Raw genomic sequence first — 20,073 nt, forward strand, 5'->3', positions numbered from 1 at the left:
AATTTTGGCTGCGTATATCTCTGTGCCCCGTGATTTGACCAAGGTCAAATCCAAAGTGGCGTTCAACCTGACCAAACGGCAACTGCTTTGTTTTGGCACAGCGGCTCTCATTGGAGTGCCGCTGTTTTTTGTTCTCCGGGATTCCGGCGGAAACACTGCCGCCACCCTCGGCATGATGGCGGTGATGCTGCCGGCGTTCTTCCTTGGAATGTACGAGAAAAACGGTCAGCCCATGGAAAAGCTGCTGTCGTACTATGTGCAGTCCCGGTTTCTCCGCCCGAAGATTCGCCCCTACAAGACCAACAACTACTATGCACTGCTTATGAAGGGAGGCGTGACCCATGATCCCGTTTTGGAAAAAGACCGATAAGGGCGGCAAGAAAAAGCCGCAGAAACCCGCCGTGCCCCGGACCGCCCAGCAGTCCATTCCCATGCAACGGATGTTTGAGGATGGCACTTGCCGGGTGAAGCCCAACTATTACACCCGCACCATCCAGTATCAGGACATCAATTACCAGCTCGCTCAGCAGGAGGATAAGACGGCGATTTTTGAGGAATGGTGCAGTTTTCTGAACTTCTTCGACAGCTCCATCAAATTTGAGCTGTCCTTCGTGAACATGGCAACCGACAGCACTGAGTTTGAGAAAAGCATCCGCATCCCGTACCAGCGAGATGGTTTCGATGATGTTCGTGCGGAGTATTCCCAGATGCTGCGCCAGCAGCTTGCCAAGGGCAATAATGGTCTGACCAAGACCAAATTCATCACCTTTGGTGTGGAGGGCGAAAGCATGGCACAGGTCAAGCCCCGGCTTGACCACATCCAGAATGACCTGCTGAACAACTTCCACCGGCTGGGGGTGCAGGCAAAGCCCTTGAACGGTGCCCAGCGGCTGAAGCTCATGCACGATATGTTCAACATGGACGGCGCATCCAAATTTCACTTTGACTGGAAAGACCTTGTGAAAAGCGGCCTTTCGGTAAAGGATGCCATTGCGCCTACCGCCTTTGCCTTCAAGAACAGCCGCACCTTCCAGATGGGCGGCATCTTTTGCGCTGCCAGCTTTCTGAGCATCACGGCATCCGACATCAGCGACCAGCTTTTGAAGGATTTTCTGGACATGGATTCCTCGCAGATCGTTACCATGCACATCCAGAGTGTCGATCAGAATCGTGCCATTAAGACCGTCAAGCGCACCATCACCGAACTCGATAGATCGAAGATCGAGGAGCAGAAAAAGGCAATCCGCGCCGGGTATGATATTGACATCATTCCGTCGGATTTGGCAACCTATGGCAGAGATGCCAAAGCCCTGCTGAAGGAATTGCAGAGCCAGAACGAGCGGATGTTCCTTGTCACATTTCTGGTGCTGAACACCGGGCGCACGGAACAGGAACTGGAAAACAACGTTTTTCAGGCATCCAGCATTGCACAGAAGCACAACTGCAACCTGTGTCGCCTTGACTTCCAGCAGGAACAGGGGCTGATGTCCTCGCTTCCGCTGGCAGACTGCCAGATCGAGATTCAGCGCGGTCTGACCACCAGCAGCACGGCAATTTTTATTCCGTTTACCACTCAGGAACTTTACCAGTCTGGCAAAGAAAGCCTGTATTACGGCCTGAACGCCCTGTCCAACAACCTTATCATGGTGGACCGGAAGAAGCTGAAGAACCCCAATGGCCTGATTTTGGGTACTCCCGGCTCCGGCAAAAGTTTCTCGGCAAAACGTGAGATCACCAACGCTTTTCTGGTGACGGATGATGATATTATCATCTGCGACCCGGAAGCAGAATACGCTCCGCTGGTGGAGCGTCTGCATGGACAGGTTATCCACATCGGCCCCGCCAGCACTCAGTATATCAACCCCATGGACATCAACAGCAATTACAGCGAGGAGGACAATCCGCTGGCTCTGAAAGCGGACTTTATTCTTTCGCTGTGTGAACTGGTGGTAGGCGGAAAAGAGGGTTTGCAACCTGTGGAAAAGACGGTCATTGACCGCTGTGTTCATGTGGTCTACCGCAAGTATTTCGAGAATCCCACCCCGGAAAACATGCCCCTGCTGGAAGATCTGTACAACGCTCTGCTGACGCAGGACGAACCGGAAGCCCGCCATGTGGCGGCGGCATTGGAGATTTACGTCAAGGGTTCTTTGAACATCTTCAACCACCACACCAACGTGGACATCCACAACCGCATCGTCTGCTTCGACATCAAGCAGCTGGGCAAGCAGCTGAAAAAGCTGGGAATGCTCATCGTGCAGGATGCCGTGTGGGGGCGCGTTACCGCCAACCGCAGTGCCGGAAAATCCACCCGGTACTATGCAGACGAGTTCCACCTTTTGCTGAAAGAGGAACAGACTGCGGCATACAGCGTTGAAATTTGGAAGCGTTTTCGTAAGTGGGGCGGCATCCCGACAGCCCTAACGCAGAACGTCAAAGATCTGCTGGCAAGTCCCGAAGTATCGAACATTTTCGAGAACTCGGACTTTGTGTATATGCTCAATCAGGCCAACGGAGACCGGCAGATTTTGGCGAAGCAGCTGAACATTTCGCCCCATCAGCTTTCCTATGTGACCCATTCCGGCGAGGGCGAAGGACTGCTGTTTTTCGGTAACGTGATCCTGCCCTTTGTCGATCATTTCCCGAAAGACCTTGAACTCTACCGTATCCTCACGACTAAACTCAACGAGATCTCGGAGGGCACACAGAAATGAGTAATCCGAAGCTGAACATCAAAGAGGAATCGTCCGCAAAAAAGACCCGTTCTCCCCCGAAAAAAGCCAAGGTAGAGCAGACGGTGCCCAAAAAGAAAAAGCTGAAAACGGATGTAGACAAGGCGGCAGAGAAAGCCCAGCATCTGCGATTTGGCAAGGCCGAACTGACCCCGGACGAGTTGAGCCGGTTGAGCAAGGCGCAGAAGCGGGAGATGTACGCTGCCCATGCCGCCCGGTCTGCGGTGCATCACGAAGTTGACCAGTACGAGGATGAAAACGTCGGTGTGCAGGCGTTGAGCGAGGGCGAAAAAGCGGCAGGAAATGTCCGTGATATTTCCAAAAGCCGCTATGCCCGGAAACTCAAGAAGAAAGCCAAGATGCAGGGCAAGAAAGGCTCCAAAACCGCTAAATTTTCCGCATCGGAGCCGACTGCGGCACAAGATGCAGGCGCATCCGGCACCGGCGAGGGAGGCTCCAACTGGCTTTCACGCTGGAAACAGCGGCAAGAAATTCACAAAAGCTATTATACCGCCGCCCGGTCGGGCACGGCGGCGCAGACCGCAGGCGGCAAGGCGGCATCCAACGGTGCATCTGCTGCCCGGTCCGGCGTGGAACAAGCCGTAGAAAAAGGTAAAACCGCCGTCAGCACTGCCGTAAAGGGGCTGATGAATGCCGCCAAGGGCAACGCACACGTTCTGGTGATCGTGGGCGTTTTTCTTTTGCTCATCCTCATGGTGATGTCCGGCTTTTCCTCCTGCGGCATCCTCTTTTCCGGCGGTACACAGGTATCCGGGCAGACCATGTACTCTGCCGAGGACAGGGACATCCGGGGCGCAGAACAGGACTACAAGAAGCTGGAAAAGGAACTGGACAAAAAGATCAAGCGCACTCCTACCGACCACCCCGGCTACAACGAGTACCAGTACCATCTCGACCCCATCGAGCATGACCCATGGCAGCTGACTTCGTTCCTGACCACCTTGTATGACGATTACACCCGGTCGGAGGTGCAGGGCAAGTTGAAGGAGACCTTCAAAAAGCAGTATAAGCTGACCACATGGGTAGAGGTGCAGACCCGGTATATGACTGTGTGGGTCATGACTCCCGCAGGAATCCCAGTCCCCACGCAGGTGCCCTACGAGTACCGCATCTTCCACACCAAGCTGGTGAACCGTGGCTTGGAAGTGGTTATTCGGGAAGAACTGAATAACGACCAATGGAAACGTTACGAGATTTTCCAAGATACCTTGGGCGGTAGACCTTATCTTTTTAATGGAGGCTTGCCGCCCGGTGGCTCGGATGGCTCCGGCACACCGGGCATCGACTATCAGATTCCGGCAGAAGCCCTGACGGATGAGGAGTTCGCCGCCATCTACAAGGAAGCCCAAAAGTATGTGGGTACGCCCTATGTGTGGGGCGGCTCTACCCCGGAAACCGGGTTCGATTGCAGCGGCTACGTCTGCTGGGTGTACAACCAGAACGGCTACGATGTGGGCAGAACGACCGCCAACGGTTTGTGGAACAAGAGTCAGCACATCAGCGAGGCCGAAGCAAAGCCCGGTGATCTGGTCTTTTTCAAAGGAACCTACGACACCCCCGGCATGAGCCATACCGGAATCTATCTGGGCAACGGCATGATGGTTAGTGCCGGAGACCCTATCAAGTACGCAAACATTCACTCGTCCTACTGGGAGAAGCATCTCGCCGGGTTCGGACGGCTTTCAAAATGATTGGAGGAATTACTATGAGCGAAAAATCGGATAAGCTGCGGGCGATGCTGGAAAAAGAGAAGGAACGCCGCATCAAGCTGAACAACCGCATCGAGATTCTGGAACGGCGCATTCAGGAGGAGGATTCCGCCGAGGTCAACGAGATGGTGCGGACTGCAAAGGTCACGCCGGAACAGCTCGCCGCCCTGCTGCGGCAGTCGGCCGCCACTACCCCGAACCCGGCTGCGCTGTCCGCTGTGGGTGCAACTTTTGGGAAGGAGGTCGGTGCAGATGAAGATTAAGAAACTGGGCGCGTTGCTGGTATCGGCGGCACTGTGCGCTGGCATGGCGGCTCCCGCCTTTGCCTTTGAGGGCGAAGCCGCCCCGGTGGAGCAGCCTGCTCTGCCGGAAGTGGTGGAGGAAGATGTTGTCACCGTCACGGACGAAACCTCTGGTGCCCTGACCCCGGAGGGCAATCTGACGCTGGTAGACGACTACCACACCGACTATTCCGACGGCAGCGGTCAGCAGTTTATTACGCTGGTCAGCAAGTCGGGCAATACGTTCTACTTGGTCATCGACCGCAACGCCAAAGGACAGCAGACCGTCCACTTTATGAACCTTGTGGACGAAGCTGATCTTCTGGCTTTGATGGAGGAAGAAGATGCGGATGCCTATACCGCTGAAAAGGAAGCAACGGCGCAGGCAGAACAGGATAAGCTGAAAGCCGAGGAAGAAGCCAAGAAAGCCGCAGAAGAAGCGGCGGCATCCGGCGAAGAACAGCCCAAGGAAAACAAGGTCACAAAGATCGCATCCGGCTTTCTGGGTGTGGTGGTGCTGATTGCGCTGGCGGCAGGCGGCATTTTCTACGCTTTCGCAAAGCAGAAGCAGAAAAAGCAGGCCGAAAAAGAAGCCCTTGACCCCGATGCAAACTACACTGAGGACAAGGGCGACTTTGAGATTCCGACCGATATGCCGGATGAGGGCGAAGCCCCGGACGAGCAGGACACCGAACCTATCTGATTTTAAGGCGGCGTTTTGCCGCCGTACATATTGCAATCCGAAACAGATTGGAGGGATTCTTATCGCAAAATTGATCGTGGCAGAAAAACCGTCGGTTGCCATGTCCTACGCCAAAGTCCTCGGTGCAACCAACCGGCAGGACGGCTACCTTGAGGGCAACGGCTATCTCGTCAGCTGGTGCGTTGGTCATCTGGTGGAACTGGCACCGCCCAATGTTTATGATGCCAAATACGTCAAGTGGAGCATTGCAGACTTGCCCATCCTACCGCAGAAGTGGCAGTATCTGGTGTCTGCCAGCACCAAAAAGCAGTTTGGCATCCTGCAAAAGCTCATGCACCGCCCGGATGTTGACAGCGTGATCTGTGCTACGGATGCAGGACGCGAGGGAGAACTGATCTTCCGTTTGGTGTACCAGCAAGCAGGCTGCAAAAAGCCCTTTTCTCGCCTGTGGCTGTCCAGCATGGAGGAAAACGCCATCCGGGAAGGTTTCGCCCATCTCAAACCGTCAACTGAATACGATGCCTTGTATGAGGCGGCTTTATGCCGGGAACGCGCCGACTGGATGGTCGGCATTAACGCTTCCCGGCTTTTTTCGTGCCTGTACGGTCAACCGCTGGCGGTAGGTCGTGTTATGACCCCGGTGCTTGCCATGACGGTGGTTCGGGAAGCTGCCATTGCCGCCTTTGTGCCGGAGAAGTTCTACGCGGTGGATCTGGAACTGACCAGTGGCTGCACAGCATCCAGCCGCCGCATTCCCGAAAAATCCGTTGCCGAAAACCTGCTGGAAGCCTGCCGAAAGGAGATGGTAGCAACGATCCAGCGCATCACCCGCAAGGAAAAATCTGAAAATCCGCCGCCGCTGTACGATCTGACCACCCTTCAGCGAGATGCCAACCGCCTGTTGGGATACAGCGCACAGCAGACGCTGGACTATGTGCAGAGCCTGTATGAGAAGAAACTTACCACTTATCCCAGAACTGATAGCTGCTATATCACCGACGATGACGAGGAAATGCTGGAGGAACTGACCGAGGAGTTGGAAGGTTTTCTCGACATTGCCCCGGAAGATGTGGACGAGGCTGTGACCCGGACACGGCGCACCGTCAACAGGGAAAAAGTCACCGACCACCACGCCATTCTGCCCACCCGCAGTATGCTGCAAGCCGATCTGGACGCACTGCCCAAGGGCGAGCAGAACGTTCTGAAACTCATCATCGCCCGGACGCTGATGGCGGTGAGCAAGCCCTTCCGGTATCTGGAAACCCTGCTGACCACCGAATGTGCTGGAGAGAAGTTTACTGCCAAAGGTAAGGAGATTCTGGAGGAAGGCTGGAAAGCGGTGGAACGCAAGGTGCTGGCAGATATCCTGAACCGGAAACAGGAACTCACCGCCCTGCCCAACGCAGCGGAAAACGAGTGCGGCATCCTCAATGCTGAACTGAAAGAAGGTCAAACGACCCCGCCAAAGCATTTTACCGAGGACCTTCTACTTCATGCGATGGAAACCGCCAGTGCAGACAGTATGCCGGAGGGCGTGGAACGTCAGGGCATCGGCACCCCGGCTACCAGAGCCGCCACCATCGAAAAACTGGTACAGAAGGGCTTTCTGGAACGCAAAGGCACAAAGAAAACCAAGGTTCTGCTGCCCACGGATAAGGGAAAAGCCCTCATCACTGTGATGCCCGAAGAAATCCAATCCCCGGAAATGACCGCCGATTGGGAAACAAAGCTGCTGCAAATCGAACGTGGCGAAATGGAGCCGAGCGAATTTATGACCGAGATCAATACGATGATTACCGAACTGGTAAAGAACACGGAAATGAAAAAAGGAGCGAATGCGCTTATGAAAAACAAGATTATTGGTATCTGCCCGAACTGCGGTGCAAATGTTGTGGAGCGTGAAAAGGGCTGGTTCTGCGAGAACCGAGAGTGCTGTTTCGTGCTGTGGAAGGACAATGCGTTCTTTAAGCGTTTGGGCAAGCGTCTGGACGCCCATGTGGCAGACAAGCTGCTGCGGGATGGTCGGGTCCGGCTGAAGGACTGCAAGAGTGCCAAGGGCAAGACCTACAATGCCACCGTGCTGCTGTCCTGTGAAGCTGATGGCCGCAGCAAGTTTTCGCTGGAATTTGAAGGTGGGTGCTGATGGAGCAGATAAAAGAAGCGGTCTACCTTATCAACGATGAACGCTATCTGCATCTCCGGGAAAACGGTGCAGGGGTCGGCTTTGCCACTTATAACAAGGTAACTGGTGAGCCGCTGGAAAGCGGGCAGATCTCGGAAAAGAACCTGCCACCCGATGGCAGGAACGCCATTTCTGCCGCCCGGAACTGGTATCTGTTTGAACTTTCGGACTATGACCGCAAGGTCATCCAACAGGAAAGCGTAAAGATCCTCGAAAACATTCCGCAGGCAGGCATCGGCAGACGGCGCATCTGGGAGCCGGAAACGCTGCCGAAAGACATTCGGCTCATCAATAGCCACTATGATGACCTCTATCGCATTCCAGATGGCGGCGTGATTCAGGTGGATTACCCGGATGGGCGCAGTTTTACGGCACGGGTGGAACATCTGGATGATTATCACTTTGACATGGGCGGTCTGGGCAATGTGTTCCACATCTGCCAGTTTGCCGAAGTCATGGAACGAAACCATGCAGACTTCTACCCGGAGATTCAGACACAGGACGAGCAGGCGGCGTGGGAACTGGGCGGCAAAGGCTACCTTGCCATCCAGTCCTGTGAGGATGGATGGGACTACACCCTCTACCACAGCGATTATTCTGTGATGGACGGTGGGCAGCTGGATGCCCCGGAGCTGACTATTCAGGAAGCCCGTGAGCAGATTCTGGAAACTCACCACATGGAAAAGGGGCGACGGCTGTTGCAGGACTACGATGCCGTCATGGACAAAGTTGCGGAAACCGAGGAACTGAGTGCAGACCACCGCCCTTCCACATTGGAAAAGCTGGCAGAACTGGCAAGCGATACGTCTGCGCCAAAATCCTCTGCACGTTCTGCGCCAGAACTGTGAGGTGGACGATGCAGCAAAAATGGAACCAGAATTTTGACGGTGAACCCATGACGGACATCCCGCAGAAGTTTCTGAACGCAGGATGCGATGTTTATATGGTGATGCAGCTGCGGCATGACGAGAAAATCTTCGATGAAAGATTTGCTTCTATGCGGGAGTTGAATCGTCGAGGCAAAACGCCCGACCCGGAGCATTACGAGATCACCTACTATGCTGATCTGCCCGCCATGTGGCAGGATGTGCCGAACAACGAGATTTTGGAAGAACTATTTCAGATGTTCAACCTCTCCCGTCCGCAGGATTTTGAGGGGCACAGCCTGTCGGTCAGCGATGTGATCGCACTCAAACGCAATGGCGAGGTGTCTGTGCATTATGTGGACAGCATCGGCTTCAAAGATTTACAGGGGTTTCTGGACAAGCAGCCGGAACGCCCTTCGGTGCTGATGAATCTCAAGGAAAAGTGCGATGCCCCGGAGTGCAATCCCACGGTATGCCGGAAAGTGAGGGCTGAACATGAACTTTAACCATGAAGAACTCATGCTGATGATGCTTTACAACACCGGCACCCGGCTGGGGCTTATTCACGAGTTGCGGCTTATGCAGTGCTACCTGATGCCCGATGAAACCGCCCTGCGGGAGTTGTCGGAAGGTGTTATCGAAAAGCTGAAACTGTTGACCGATGCGGAGTTTGGCGAGTTGGAATTTCCCCCGGACTGACTTTCGCCGCCTGCGGGCGGCATACATAGGCTCTTTTACAATGGGATTCGGTGTGGTATACTGAACTCGACAAATCGGGATTTATCTGTATGATAATTCTGCAAAATAAAAAAACACATAGAATAGGTAAAATCTGAGTAAAGAATGTCTATAATGGTTCCGTAAAATCACGAAAATCATATTTTACGTACAGACATAAGCCGTGTCAAAATTTATACTAGATAGATGTAAGCTCATGTCCATATAAAACATCGCCTCAATCAAGGCCAGAACACGAAGCCATAGAAAGGATGATTCTATGAAATTATTAAAGCATGCCAATGTTTACACACCAGCTCCTCTCGGTAAAAGGGATGTGCTGATCGAGGGGGAGAGGATCCTCCGAATCGCGGAAGAAATCACAGGTTATGATGAACTTCCGGATGTCGATGTCTATGATCTCTCGGGAAAGACCCTCGTGCCGGCCTACATCGATCTGCATGTGCATATCACCGGTGGCGGCGGAGAGCAGGGTCCGGCTTCCCGTGTGCCGGAGTCTTCACTCAGCACCTTTTTTAAGAATGGTATCACGACCGTCGTCGGGCTTCTGGGCACGGACGGCATCACGAGAAGCCTCGAGAACCTGGTGGCGAAGGCCCGTGCACTGACAGAAGAAGGCATGACGGTGTATACATTGACCTCGTCCTATGGCTACCCGCCGACGACACTCACCGGCAGCGTCGAGCGGGACATCGTTCTGATCCCACCGATGATCGGTGTGAAGGTCGCGGTATCTGATCATCGAAGCTCGAATCCGGGTGGAGCGGAGCTGATCGCACTGGCAACAGCTGCACGCCGCGCCGGTCTGCTAAGCGGCACACCGGGGCTCGTGACGATGCACATGGGCAGCGGGAAGGCGAAGCTGGATCCGATTTTCTACGTACTGGATCACTCGGATGTACCGGCGAAGAACCTGCTCCCGACGCATATGCTGCGCTCACCAGAGCTCATCGACGCTGGCGTAGAGCTCGTGAAGCGAGGCGGCTACATCGACTGTACCGCCGGCTCGGATGAGGTGGCGGTGAAAGAGGATGCCCGAAAGCTCTTTGATTTACTGCACCGCGAGGGCGTAAATCCGGATCATGTGAGCCTGTCAAGTGACGCCTACGGAAGCCAGCCGCGTTTTAACGACGCAGGCGAGTGCGTGGGACTGACCTATGCGTCGCCGAAGTACCTGCATAAAACCATCCGGGCGCTGGTGCGCATGGGCATGCCGCTCGAGCAGGCACTGAAGCTTCTGACGACCACACCGGCGACTCTGCTCGCGCAGGATGGCCGAAAGGGATGCATCGCCGCAGGCGCCGACGCAGATCTCCTCGTACTGGATGAAGAGCTCGAGATCGACAGCCTCTTCGCGCGAGGACAGCTCGCGCTGTGGCAGAAGGAACTGCGCATGAAGGGAAGATTCGAAGAGTAAAGCGGATTTTATATCCTCTAGTTAAGATCATTGCTTATGCTGGCAGTTCAGCAGAAGGATACCCGAAAGAAATAAAAATATTTTTCTTTCTGTTTTTGATTGACAAATCGGGATTTATGGAGGAGGGAATATATGAACTGGATAAATTTTTATGGACTTGCATTTATGCTTGTTATAATGATTCCAAATATAATTTTTGCATCCATAAATAAGGACGGATTTCAGAATCTTTGGAAAAATAAGTTCGTGGAAGTCTTGGAGCAGATAGGTAGAATGGGTTGTTTTGGCTTTATGGTATTTATAATCCCGAGATGTGGATTTGGCTTTTCGCCAGATGAGAGTTTTTCCTTATATTTAATAGTTAATGTTGTGTTATTAGCAGCATACTGTTTAATCTGGATTATTTGCTTTAAGAGGAACAGCATTTTCAGAGCACTGGCATTATCAATTATTCCGTCAGTGATTTTTTTGGCGAGCGGAATATTGAGTCGTTATATCCCTCTAATAGTGGCTGCTGTTATCTTTGCTCCGTGCCATATCGCAATTAGTTATAAAAATGTAGAGCTGGAAACAAAGCGATAACTTCCAGTTTGTGGGGAAGGAACACCTATATGTCAAAACCCAAAATCGCCTTTATCTGTGTCCATAATTCCTGCCGCAGTCAGATTGCCGAAGCCTTTGGCAAGGTACTGGCCGCAGATGTGTTTGAAAGCTACTCGGCTGGAACCGAAACCAAACCGCAGATCAATCAGGATGCTGTGCGCCTGATGAAAGAACTATATGGCATCGACATGGAAAAGACACAGTATTCCAAGCTGATTTCTGCAATTCCAAAGCCGGATATCGCTATTTCCATGGGCTGCAATGTCAGCTGCCCGTTTATTGGCAGACCTTTTGATGAGAATTGGGGTCTGGATGACCCTACCGGAAAAAGCGATGATGAATTCAAAGCAGTCATAGAGCAGATTCGTCAGAACGTTCTTGCTTTGAAATCGAAACTTTGCGGTTCCAGTTTTTGAAACCCTCAAAAGTGAGGTCTTGATAGAACGCTTCGATTCATGCTATACTAAAACCAGTTTTAATTCCATAAGCGAGTGACCTGAAAAGGCCGCTCGCTTTTTTGTTTACAACGAGATTGAAGGGAGGAACGCTATGCCAAGCAAAACCGAAGAATATCTCGCCCTTGCCCAGCGCACGGCGAACGGCTTGACCCGGTATTGGGAAAGCTGGACGGACTACCTGACAACCGCATCCCGGCTGTACAAGTACCCTTTTGCGGACCAGTTGATGATCTATGCTCAGCGCCCGGATGCCACTGCCTGCGCCGACTTTGACATCTGGAACAACAGGATGAACCGTTATGTGCGCCGGGGTGCCAAGGGCATCGCTCTGCTGGACGAATCCAGCGGATTTCCCCGACTGCACTACGTTTTCGATGTGTCGGACACCGGGGTGCGCCGCAATTCCCGTGATCCGGAGGTGTGGCAGTACAACGATGACCTGAAACAGCCGGTTTCGGAAATGCTCGCCGCCACCTATGGCATCAGCGGAGAGCGTATCAGCCAGCAGCTTGCGGACGTTGCAGGGAAACTGGTGGCAGATTACTGGGACAACAACGGCGGGGACGTCCGCGCCATCGTTGACGGCTCGCTGCTGATGGATTATGATGATGCCGGGGTGGAGATGCAGTTCAAGTCCGCCGCCGCCATCAGCGTCACCTACACGCTGCTGGAACGCTGCGGCTTTGAGCCGACAGGGTGGTTCGACAAGGACGATTTTCAGGCAATCTACAATTTTTCAACCCCGGATGCCGTCTTTGCCCTCGGCGCAGCGGTCAGCGACATGAGCCGGGAGGTGCTGCGGAATATCGAGCGCACCGTAAAAACAACAATCCGCCGCCGCAATGTAGAAAGGAGCCAGTATGAATATGAACAGCAGGAACGTGACCTACTCGACCGTCGGGGACTACCAGCTCCCGAACCTGACCCTGAACCAGCCCCGGAAACCGCTGGGCAAGTACGGCAGGATGCGCCTGAACTTTCTGAAGCAGCAGCATCCGGTACTGTACAACACGATGCTCCTGTCGGGGAGCCTGTACCCGCACCTGATGGAGGTGGAGCAGACGGCAGAGAGCCAGATGCAGCAGACCATGCAGGGACTGCTGAAGCAGAACCCGGCTCCGAACAAGGAGCAGCATCAGATGGGGTGGGTGCAGCACATGAACAGTCTGAAAGCACAGGCCGAGGAACTGGTGCTGAACGAACTGATTTACAGTTAAGTTTCTTCGATGCCCACATTCCCACCGAAGCCAAACAAATTGAATCCATCGACCAAGCGGAGAGCGAAAAATCGCCCTCCGCTTTTGTTTTGTCGCAGGCGGAGATTGAAAACGCGCTGCGGAGAGGTTCCAATGTTGAAGGCAGCAAACTTCGGATATGGAAAATTTATCAGTTGCAGCCTGACCGAAAACTCCGGGCAAAAGCTCTTGCCAAAGAATATGCACCGTATGGCCCCGGCGGTTCTTCACACACTTATCTGGACGGAAGCAGTGGTTGGCTTGACCATGACAGCAAGGGTCTAACGTTTGAGCATTATCCCGACCATCAGAAAGTGCTTCTCCGCTGGGATCGGGTCGAAAAATATATTGACCTGATGATTCAGTCTGACCGCTACCTGTCGGACAAAGAAAGAAGAGCCATCGACTTTCCCCTTGAACTGAACGCCGCCAGTGCAGCCGAATACACTGCATTAAAGGCGCAGCACCCGGATACTCTGGTTGGATTTGAAGCTGGCGGCAATTTTATGTTCTATGGAGAAGATGCTGCCAAGGTCGCAAAAGTTCTCAACAGTGCTTTGTTTACGAGAGAAACAGCACTGGGCGAAGTTCAGGTCACAGGCTTTCCACCTAGCTTATGGGCAAGAAAGTCAAAAGAATTGTGGTCTGCGGGCAATAATGTTTACCTTGCCGGATTGAACGAAGATGGGACTCATCACCAGACTAAACATCTGCACAAAGAGGACTATCTGCCCATCGGCTCCATCATCAATATGGATGGCCGGAAATTTCGGATTGACGGAGTGGATTTTGATAAGGGCAAGGTTTCCTTGCAGGATATGGCACTGGCCGACCTGCGGATGCCAATTTTTCGGGAAGAACCGCTATCTGTTGTCCGGGAATTGTACGAACAGCAGGACGAGGCCCTTGACGCTGCTCCCGAAAAGGTCGTTGATTATAAGGTCGGGGACGATGTTATCGTTGACCTTCCTACCCGAACCATCGAAGGCAAAATCGGCTATGTAGGCGAAACGGATGTTCGCATTGACACCAGCGCACAGGGACAGTCGTGGGATAACGAAGTAATCAATAAGCAACAATTCGAGGACGGTCTGCGGCAGGTCATGCCGGAGCTGACGGACGAAGAACTGGATGCGCTGCCCATTTCTGCCGTGATGGACGGAAAGGTGCAGACCTTCCCAGATGCCGCTGCCTTGGATGAAGCCCTGAATGCTGAACCTGCGCCGGAGCCTGCCGGGAACTTCCACATCACGGATGATGATTTGGGTATCGGAGGTCCTAAGCAGAAGTACGCGCGGAACATTGAAGCCATCCGCACTCTGTTTCAGTTGGAACAGGAGCATCGGGGTGCCACCGCCGAGGAACAGCAGGTGCTTTCCCAGTATGTAGGCTGGGGCGGTTTGGCAGATGCCTTTGACCCCGGCAAAGATAGTTGGGCAAAAGAGTACGCCGAACTGAAAGGGCTGCTCTCCGAGGACGAGTATGCCGCCGCCCGTTCCAGCACTCTGAATGCTCACTACACCTCTCCGGTGGTGATTCGCTCTATTTATGATGCAGTCGAAAAGATTGGCTTCCGGTCTGGCAACATCTTGGAGCCGTCTATGGGCGTGGGCAACTTCGTTGGAATGCTGCCGGACACCATGCAGGACAGCCGCTTGTACGGCGTGGAACTGGACAGCATCACCGGGCGTATTGCGAAAAAACTGTATCCGCAGGCTGACATTACCGTGGCTGGCTTTGAGACCACTGACCGCCGTGATTTCTACGATTTGGCGGTGGGCAACGTGCCTTTCGGTCAGTACAAGGTCAACGATAAAGCGTACAACAAGCTGGGATTTAGCATCCACAATTATTTCTTTGCGAAAGCCATCGACCAAGTGCGTCCGGGCGGCATTGTGGCGTTTGTGACTTCTCGTTATACCATGGACAGCAAGGATAGCACCGCCCGCAAACACATGGCAGAGCGTGCTGACCTGTTGGGGGCTATCCGTCTGCCCAACAATGCGTTTAAGGCAAATGCAGGCACGGATGTTGTCAGCGATATTATCTTTTTGCAGAAGCGTGACCGCCCTGCGGACATCGAACCTGCATGGGTGCAGTTGGGCAAGACCGAGGATGGCTTTGCCATCAACCAGTATTTCGTAGACCACCCGGAGATGGTGCTGGGCGAACTGACCACCGAAAGCACCCAATACGGACGAGAGAAACTGACGGTTGCGCCCCTTGAGGGCGCAAACCTTGCCGATCAACTTGCCGAAGCGGTGCAGCACATCGAGGGGCAGTATACCGCCGCCGAGATAGACGCTCCCGACATTGCTGAGGAAGAAACCACCCGGCGCACCCTGCCTGCCGACCCGGAAGTGAAGAATTTCTCCTACACCGTGGTGAACGGCGAGGTTTTCTACCGGGAAAATTCCGTGATGACGCAGGTGGAGCTGTCCGACACCGCCAAGGGGCGTGTCACCGGCATGGTGGAACTGCGGCAGATCGTCAACGAGCTGATTGAACAGCAGTTGAACGATTACCCGGACGAGGACATCAAGGCAACACAGGAGCGTTTGAACGCCGCCTACGATGCCTTTACCGCCAAATACGGCTTGCTGAACGACCGCAAAAACGGGCGGCTGTTTGAGCAGGATTCCTCCTACTATCTGCTGTGTTCGCTGGAAAATCTGGACGAGCAGGGACAGCTTAAATCCAAGGCGGCGATGTTTACGAAACGCACCATCCGCCCGGAGCGCACCGTCACCAGTGTGGATACCCCCAGCGAAGCACTGGCAGTATCTATTGGTGAGCATGGTAAGGTCGATTTGCCTTATATGGCAGAACTGCTAGGCACACCCGGCGAGTACGGGCGCATTACCACCGAATTGTCCGGCGTGATCTTCAAAGACCCTGCCGCCGACCCCACCGACCCGGAAGCAGGCTGGCAGATGGCAGACGAGTACCTGTCCGGCGATGTCCGGGCAAAGCTGCGGATGGCGCAGTTTGCCGCCGAAACGAACCCGGAGTTTGCTGTCAACGTGGATGCGCTGACCAAGGCGCAGCCCAGAGAGTTGGAAGCCTCCGAAATTGATGTGCGGCTGGGTGCAACATGGCTGGACCCGGACGTTATCCAGAAGTTTATGACCGAGACTTTCCAGATCCCCTACTATCTGCGCCACGCGGTCAAAGTGCGTTATTCTCCTTATACCGCAGAATGGCGTGTGGAGGGCAAAACGGCTACGGGGCGGGGCGACATTATCTCCTCCGAGACCTACGGCACATCCCGTGCCAACGCCTACAAGATTCTGGAGGAGACCCTGAACCTGAAAGACGTCCGCATCTACGACACCATCGAGGATGCCGAGGGCAAACCCAAACGTGTGCTGAACAAGCGGGAGACTATGCTGGCACAGCAGAAACAGCAGGTCATCAAGGATGCTTTCGCCAACTGGGTCTGGCAGGACCCTCAGCGGCGCATTGCGCTGGTAAAACAGTACAATGAGTTGTTCAACAGCACCAGACCCCGTGAATACGATGGCTCCCACATCAAATTCGTGGGCATGAACCCGGAAATCACCCTCCGGGAACACCAGCGCAACGCCATTGCCCATGTGCTTTATGGCGGTAATACGTTGCTTGCACACGAAGTTGGTGCGGGCAAGACCTATGAAATGGCTGCGTCTGCTATGGAAGCCAAACGGCTGGGACTGTGCCAGAAAAGTCTTTTTGTGGTGCCCAACCATTTGACGGAACAGTGGGCAAGCGAGTTTCTGAACCTCTACCCCAACGCCAAATTGCTGGTGGCACGGCGCAAGGACTTTGAGGCCGCCAACCGCAAAAAATTCTGCGCCCGCATCGCCACCGGCGACTACGATGCGGTCATCATCGGCCATTCGCAGTTTGAGCGCATTCCGCTGTCCTTTGAGCGGCAGGAGCGTATCATTCAGGAGCAAATTTATGAAACGCTTGCCGCCATCAATGAGCTGAAAGTCCACGCAGGCGAGAATTTCTCCATCAAGCAGATGGAAAAGACCCGGAAAACGCTGGAAGCCAAGCTGGAAAAACTGCGTTCCGATGAGCGTAAGGACGATGTAGTTACCTTCGAGCAGTTGGGTGTTGACCGCCTGTTTGTGGACGAGTCACACGCGTTCAAAAATTTGTTCCTCACGACAAAAATGCGAAATGTCGCGGGATTATCCACCAGCGAAGCGCAAAAATCCAGCGATATGTTTGGCAAGTGCCGCTATCTGGACGAGATCACCGGCGGGCGTGGCGTGGTATTTGCCACGGGAACGCCCGTGAGCAACTCCATGACCGAGCTGTACACGGTCATGCGCTACCTGCAGTACAGCACCCTCCAGCAGAAAAAGCTGACCCACTTCGACTGCTGGGCATCCACCTTTGGCGAGACCACCACCGCCATCGAATTAGCCCCCGAAGGTACGGGCTACCGTGCTCGTACCCGGTTCGCCAAGTTCTTCAACCTCCCGGAACTGATGTCCATGTTCAAGGAGGTTGCGGACATTAAAACATCCGACCAGCTTCATCTGCCTGTGCCCGAAGCAAAGTTTGAAACCGTGGTGGCAAAACCCTCGGAGATTCAAAAGGAAATGGTGCAGGAACTGAGCAAACGTGCTGCAGAAATCCACTCCGGTGCAGTAGATGCCTCCGTGGACAATATGCTCTGCGTCACCAATGACGGCAGAAAGATCGGCTTGGACGTTCGCCTGATGAACCCCATGCTGCCCGATGACCCCAACAGCAAGCTGAACGTCTGTGTGCAGAACGTGCTGAAGATCTGGGAGGAAGGCAAAGACCAGAAGTTGACCCAGCTTTTGTTCTGCGACCTCTCGACGCCGAAAAACGACGGCAACTTTAACGTGTACGATGACATTCGCAAGAAGCTGGTTGCCGCCGGTGTGCCGGAAAACGAGATCGAGTTTATCCACAACGCCGACACCGAGGCGAAAAAAGCGGCATTGTTCTCCAAAGTGCGCTCTGGCGATGTGCGAGTTTTGCTCGGAAGTACGGCAAAAATGGGAGCGGGCACCAACGTCCAGTCCCGACTTGTGGCGGTGCATCATCTGGATGTTGGCTGGAAGCCCAGCGACATGACCCAGCGCAATGGTCGCATCATCCGTCAGGGCAATATGAATAAGGAAGTCAAGGTGTTCAATTACGTCACGGAAGGGACATTTGACAGCTACCTCTATCAGACCCTTGAGAATAAACAGCGATTTATCTCACAGATTATGACCAGTAAATCCCCGGTGCGCTCCTGCGAAGATGTAGACGAACAGGCACTTTCCTATGCGGAAATCAAGGCACTGTGCGCTGGAAATCCGCTCATCAAGGAGAAGATGGACTTGGACGTGCAGGTCGCAAAGCTGAAGGTGCTGAAAGCCGACCACCAGAGCCAGAAATTTCGTCTACAAGACAAGCTGCTGACCAAGTTCCCGGCAGACATTCAGGAAACGAATGCCCACATTGCCGGGCTGAAAGCCGATGCACAGCTTGCCGCTGCCCACCCGCAGGGCAAGGAGGAGTTCTGTGGCATGACCATCAGGGGCGTGACCTACGATGAGAAAAAGACCGCCGGTGAGCGTCTGGTGCTCGCCTGTTCGGAGTTGCCCAACGCCGAGGAAAAAGTCATCGGCAGTTACCGGGGCTTTGAACTGTCCCTGCGGTTCGATGCTTTCCGAACAGAGTATCAGGCACTTTTGAAAGGGCAGCGGAAGTACACGGTGCCCTTGGGCACCGACCCTCTGGGCAACATTATCCGTCTGGATAACTCCCTGAACAACTTCCCGGAGCGCATTAACTCTGCTGAGAATGAGCTAGCCACTCTGCATCAGCAGCAGGCGGCGGCGCAGATTGAGGTGGAAAAGCCCTTCCCACAGGAGGAAGAACTGACAGAGAAGTCCGCACGGCTTGCGGAACTGAACGCTCAGTTAGATGTGGACGAAAAGAGCCATGAGCCGGAACAGGACGAGGAAGAACAGGAGAATGTCTCTCGCCGCCCCTCGGTGCTGGCAGCGCTGGAGGAAAAGTCGGACAAGCCGGAGCCGGTGAAGCCCTTCCGCAGTTATTACGACAAGGACGGTGATGCCCGGTGAGGGAAAAGCGGGACGAGATCATCATCTTAAGAACCACAAAAGCGGAGAAGAACCGCATTTATGAAAAAATGCTGGGCATGGGCATCCGCAGCCTGAGTGCCTATATCCGAAAGATGGCACTGGACGGCTACTGCCTGAACCTTGATCTGCCGCAACTGCGGCGCATGGCGTATCTTTTGCAGATGTGCAGCAACAACCTGAACCAGTACGCCAAAGCCGCCAATGAAAATGGTCGGGTCTACGCCGCCGACATGGAGGACCTGCGGCAACGGCTGGATGAGTTAATTGAGATTGGTCGGCAGATTCTCTCCCGGCTGGCAGAACTCTAAAATTTTCCCCGCAGTTGGAGGACTGCGGGGGCTACATAACAGTTGACATCCTTGCAACGCAATCGTTGATACCTTTATAATCGGGGTGAAAGAAAGGTAGGTGCTAGATATGAGGTTCGTTTTTAAGATGATCGTTTTCCCGTTTTGGCTGCTTACGGCTTTCCTTGCGCTGATGCTGAAATGGACGCTGAACCTGTCGGCGTTCGTACTGGCGCTGCCCATGCTGTATATTTTCGGCTGCGGTCTTTATACGCTGTACTGCCGGGAGTGGCTGCAGTTTTTGATCTTACTGGTGGCAGAGTTTGCTTGTTTTGTGTTGATTTTTATGGGCGCTTTGATCGCAGATGCAGCAGAGCGTTTTAGTGGCTGGGTTGCCGGATTGTGAGGGATGCTATGGAAAACCAGAAGATAGAGGATTATTATTCTGAGCACAGCAGCACGATCTTTTCTGAAATGCTGGGTGAGGACGAAAACTATCAGCGGCTGAAAAAAGCCAAACTAGCAGCCGAGAAAGCATTGCAGAACGTCATCAGCAAAGAAGCATGGAAGCAATATCTTGCCTTAGATGAGATCGGCAACGAGCTGGAATGCGCCCGATACAAAGCAATGTATCTTGCAGGGGCAGCAAACTGCAAAAAACTAGAAGAATGATTCAGATGCCGCCTCCGGGCGGCATTTTTCTTTGCAATAGGGGGGGT

General features: G+C 53.7%; 16 protein-coding genes. All 16 read left to right on the top strand.

The genetic code is table 11. The features are described 5' to 3' along the window. Window positions 1-4: 4 nt before the first annotated feature. The 16 genes from MTP40_RS11105 (at window position 5) to MTP40_RS11185 (ending at window position 20,026) form a co-directional block, all read left to right on the top strand. Window positions 5-370, top strand: a complete 366-nt coding sequence (locus MTP40_RS11105) for a PrgI family protein (protein WP_097777510.1) — start codon at window positions 5-7, stop codon at window positions 368-370. Beyond that, window positions 342-2,714 carry a VirB4-like conjugal transfer ATPase, CD1110 family gene (locus MTP40_RS11110; protein ID WP_249259383.1) on the top strand — a complete coding sequence of 791 codons (2,373 nt, stop codon included), beginning with the start codon at window positions 342-344 and terminating at the stop codon, window positions 2,712-2,714. The genes MTP40_RS11105 and MTP40_RS11110 overlap by 29 nt, the downstream gene beginning before the upstream one ends. Beyond that, window positions 2,711-4,444 (top strand): C40 family peptidase, encoded by a 1,734-nt coding sequence (locus MTP40_RS11115; protein WP_249259384.1) that lies wholly within the window; start codon window positions 2,711-2,713, stop codon window positions 4,442-4,444. The genes MTP40_RS11110 and MTP40_RS11115 overlap by 4 nt, the downstream gene beginning before the upstream one ends. 14 nt (window positions 4,445-4,458) lie before the next feature. After that, window positions 4,459-4,725: a DUF4315 family protein gene (locus tag MTP40_RS11120; RefSeq protein WP_249259385.1), complete on the top strand. Its 267-nt coding sequence runs from the start codon at window positions 4,459-4,461 to the stop codon at window positions 4,723-4,725. Next, a complete protein-coding gene (locus MTP40_RS11125) occupies window positions 4,715-5,446 on the top strand; it encodes a DUF4366 domain-containing protein (RefSeq protein WP_249259386.1) in 732 nt (243 codons plus the stop codon). Before MTP40_RS11120 ends, MTP40_RS11125 begins: the two co-directional genes overlap by 11 nt. Before the next feature lie 100 nt (window positions 5,447-5,546). Beyond that, a complete protein-coding gene (locus tag MTP40_RS11130) occupies window positions 5,547-7,589 on the top strand; it encodes a DNA topoisomerase 3 (RefSeq protein WP_249260098.1) in 2,043 nt (680 codons plus the stop codon). After that, window positions 7,589-8,476: an LPD16 domain-containing protein gene (locus MTP40_RS11135; protein WP_249259387.1), complete on the top strand. Its 888-nt coding sequence runs from the start codon at window positions 7,589-7,591 to the stop codon at window positions 8,474-8,476. The genes MTP40_RS11130 and MTP40_RS11135 overlap by 1 nt, the downstream gene beginning before the upstream one ends. Before the next feature lie 8 nt (window positions 8,477-8,484). Continuing rightward, complete coding sequence (locus tag MTP40_RS11140; protein WP_249259388.1) at window positions 8,485-9,000, top strand: YodL domain-containing protein; 516 nt, start codon at window positions 8,485-8,487, stop codon at window positions 8,998-9,000. Further along, the gene (locus MTP40_RS11145) at window positions 8,990-9,193 is read left to right on the top strand and encodes a transposon-transfer assisting family protein (RefSeq protein WP_217285584.1); all 204 of its coding nucleotides are present in this window, start codon (window positions 8,990-8,992) and stop codon (window positions 9,191-9,193) included. The genes MTP40_RS11140 and MTP40_RS11145 overlap by 11 nt, the downstream gene beginning before the upstream one ends. A 298-nt stretch (window positions 9,194-9,491) precedes the next feature. Next, window positions 9,492-10,649 (top strand): beta-aspartyl-peptidase, encoded by a 1,158-nt coding sequence (gene iadA, locus MTP40_RS11150; protein WP_097777507.1) that lies wholly within the window; start codon window positions 9,492-9,494, stop codon window positions 10,647-10,649. Between the two features lie 132 nt (window positions 10,650-10,781). Then, on the top strand, window positions 10,782-11,231 hold the full coding sequence (locus MTP40_RS11155) for a hypothetical protein (protein WP_097777506.1): 450 nt from the start codon (window positions 10,782-10,784) through the stop codon (window positions 11,229-11,231). Window positions 11,232-11,260: 29 nt separating this feature from the next. Beyond that, window positions 11,261-11,668, top strand: coding sequence for an arsenate reductase ArsC (locus tag MTP40_RS11160; RefSeq protein WP_097777505.1), 408 nt, complete (start codon window positions 11,261-11,263; stop codon window positions 11,666-11,668). 133 nt (window positions 11,669-11,801) lie between these two features. Beyond that, the gene (locus tag MTP40_RS11170; protein ID WP_442900428.1) at window positions 11,802-19,046 is read left to right on the top strand and encodes a DEAD/DEAH box helicase family protein; all 7,245 of its coding nucleotides are present in this window, start codon (window positions 11,802-11,804) and stop codon (window positions 19,044-19,046) included. Next, complete coding sequence (locus MTP40_RS11175; protein WP_097777504.1) at window positions 19,043-19,375, top strand: plasmid mobilization protein; 333 nt, start codon at window positions 19,043-19,045, stop codon at window positions 19,373-19,375. The genes MTP40_RS11170 and MTP40_RS11175 overlap by 4 nt, the downstream gene beginning before the upstream one ends. 109 nt (window positions 19,376-19,484) lie before the next feature. Next, complete coding sequence (locus MTP40_RS11180; protein WP_097777503.1) at window positions 19,485-19,760, top strand: hypothetical protein; 276 nt, start codon at window positions 19,485-19,487, stop codon at window positions 19,758-19,760. 8 nt (window positions 19,761-19,768) lie between these two features. Then, window positions 19,769-20,026 (top strand): hypothetical protein, encoded by a 258-nt coding sequence (locus MTP40_RS11185; protein WP_097777502.1) that lies wholly within the window; start codon window positions 19,769-19,771, stop codon window positions 20,024-20,026. Window positions 20,027-20,073: the final 47 nt, after the last annotated feature.

Origin of the sequence: Faecalibacterium sp. IP-3-29 (assembly GCF_023347335.1) — a bacterium.
GTDB classification, from domain to species: Bacteria; Bacillota; Clostridia; order Oscillospirales; family Ruminococcaceae; genus Faecalibacterium; species Faecalibacterium duncaniae.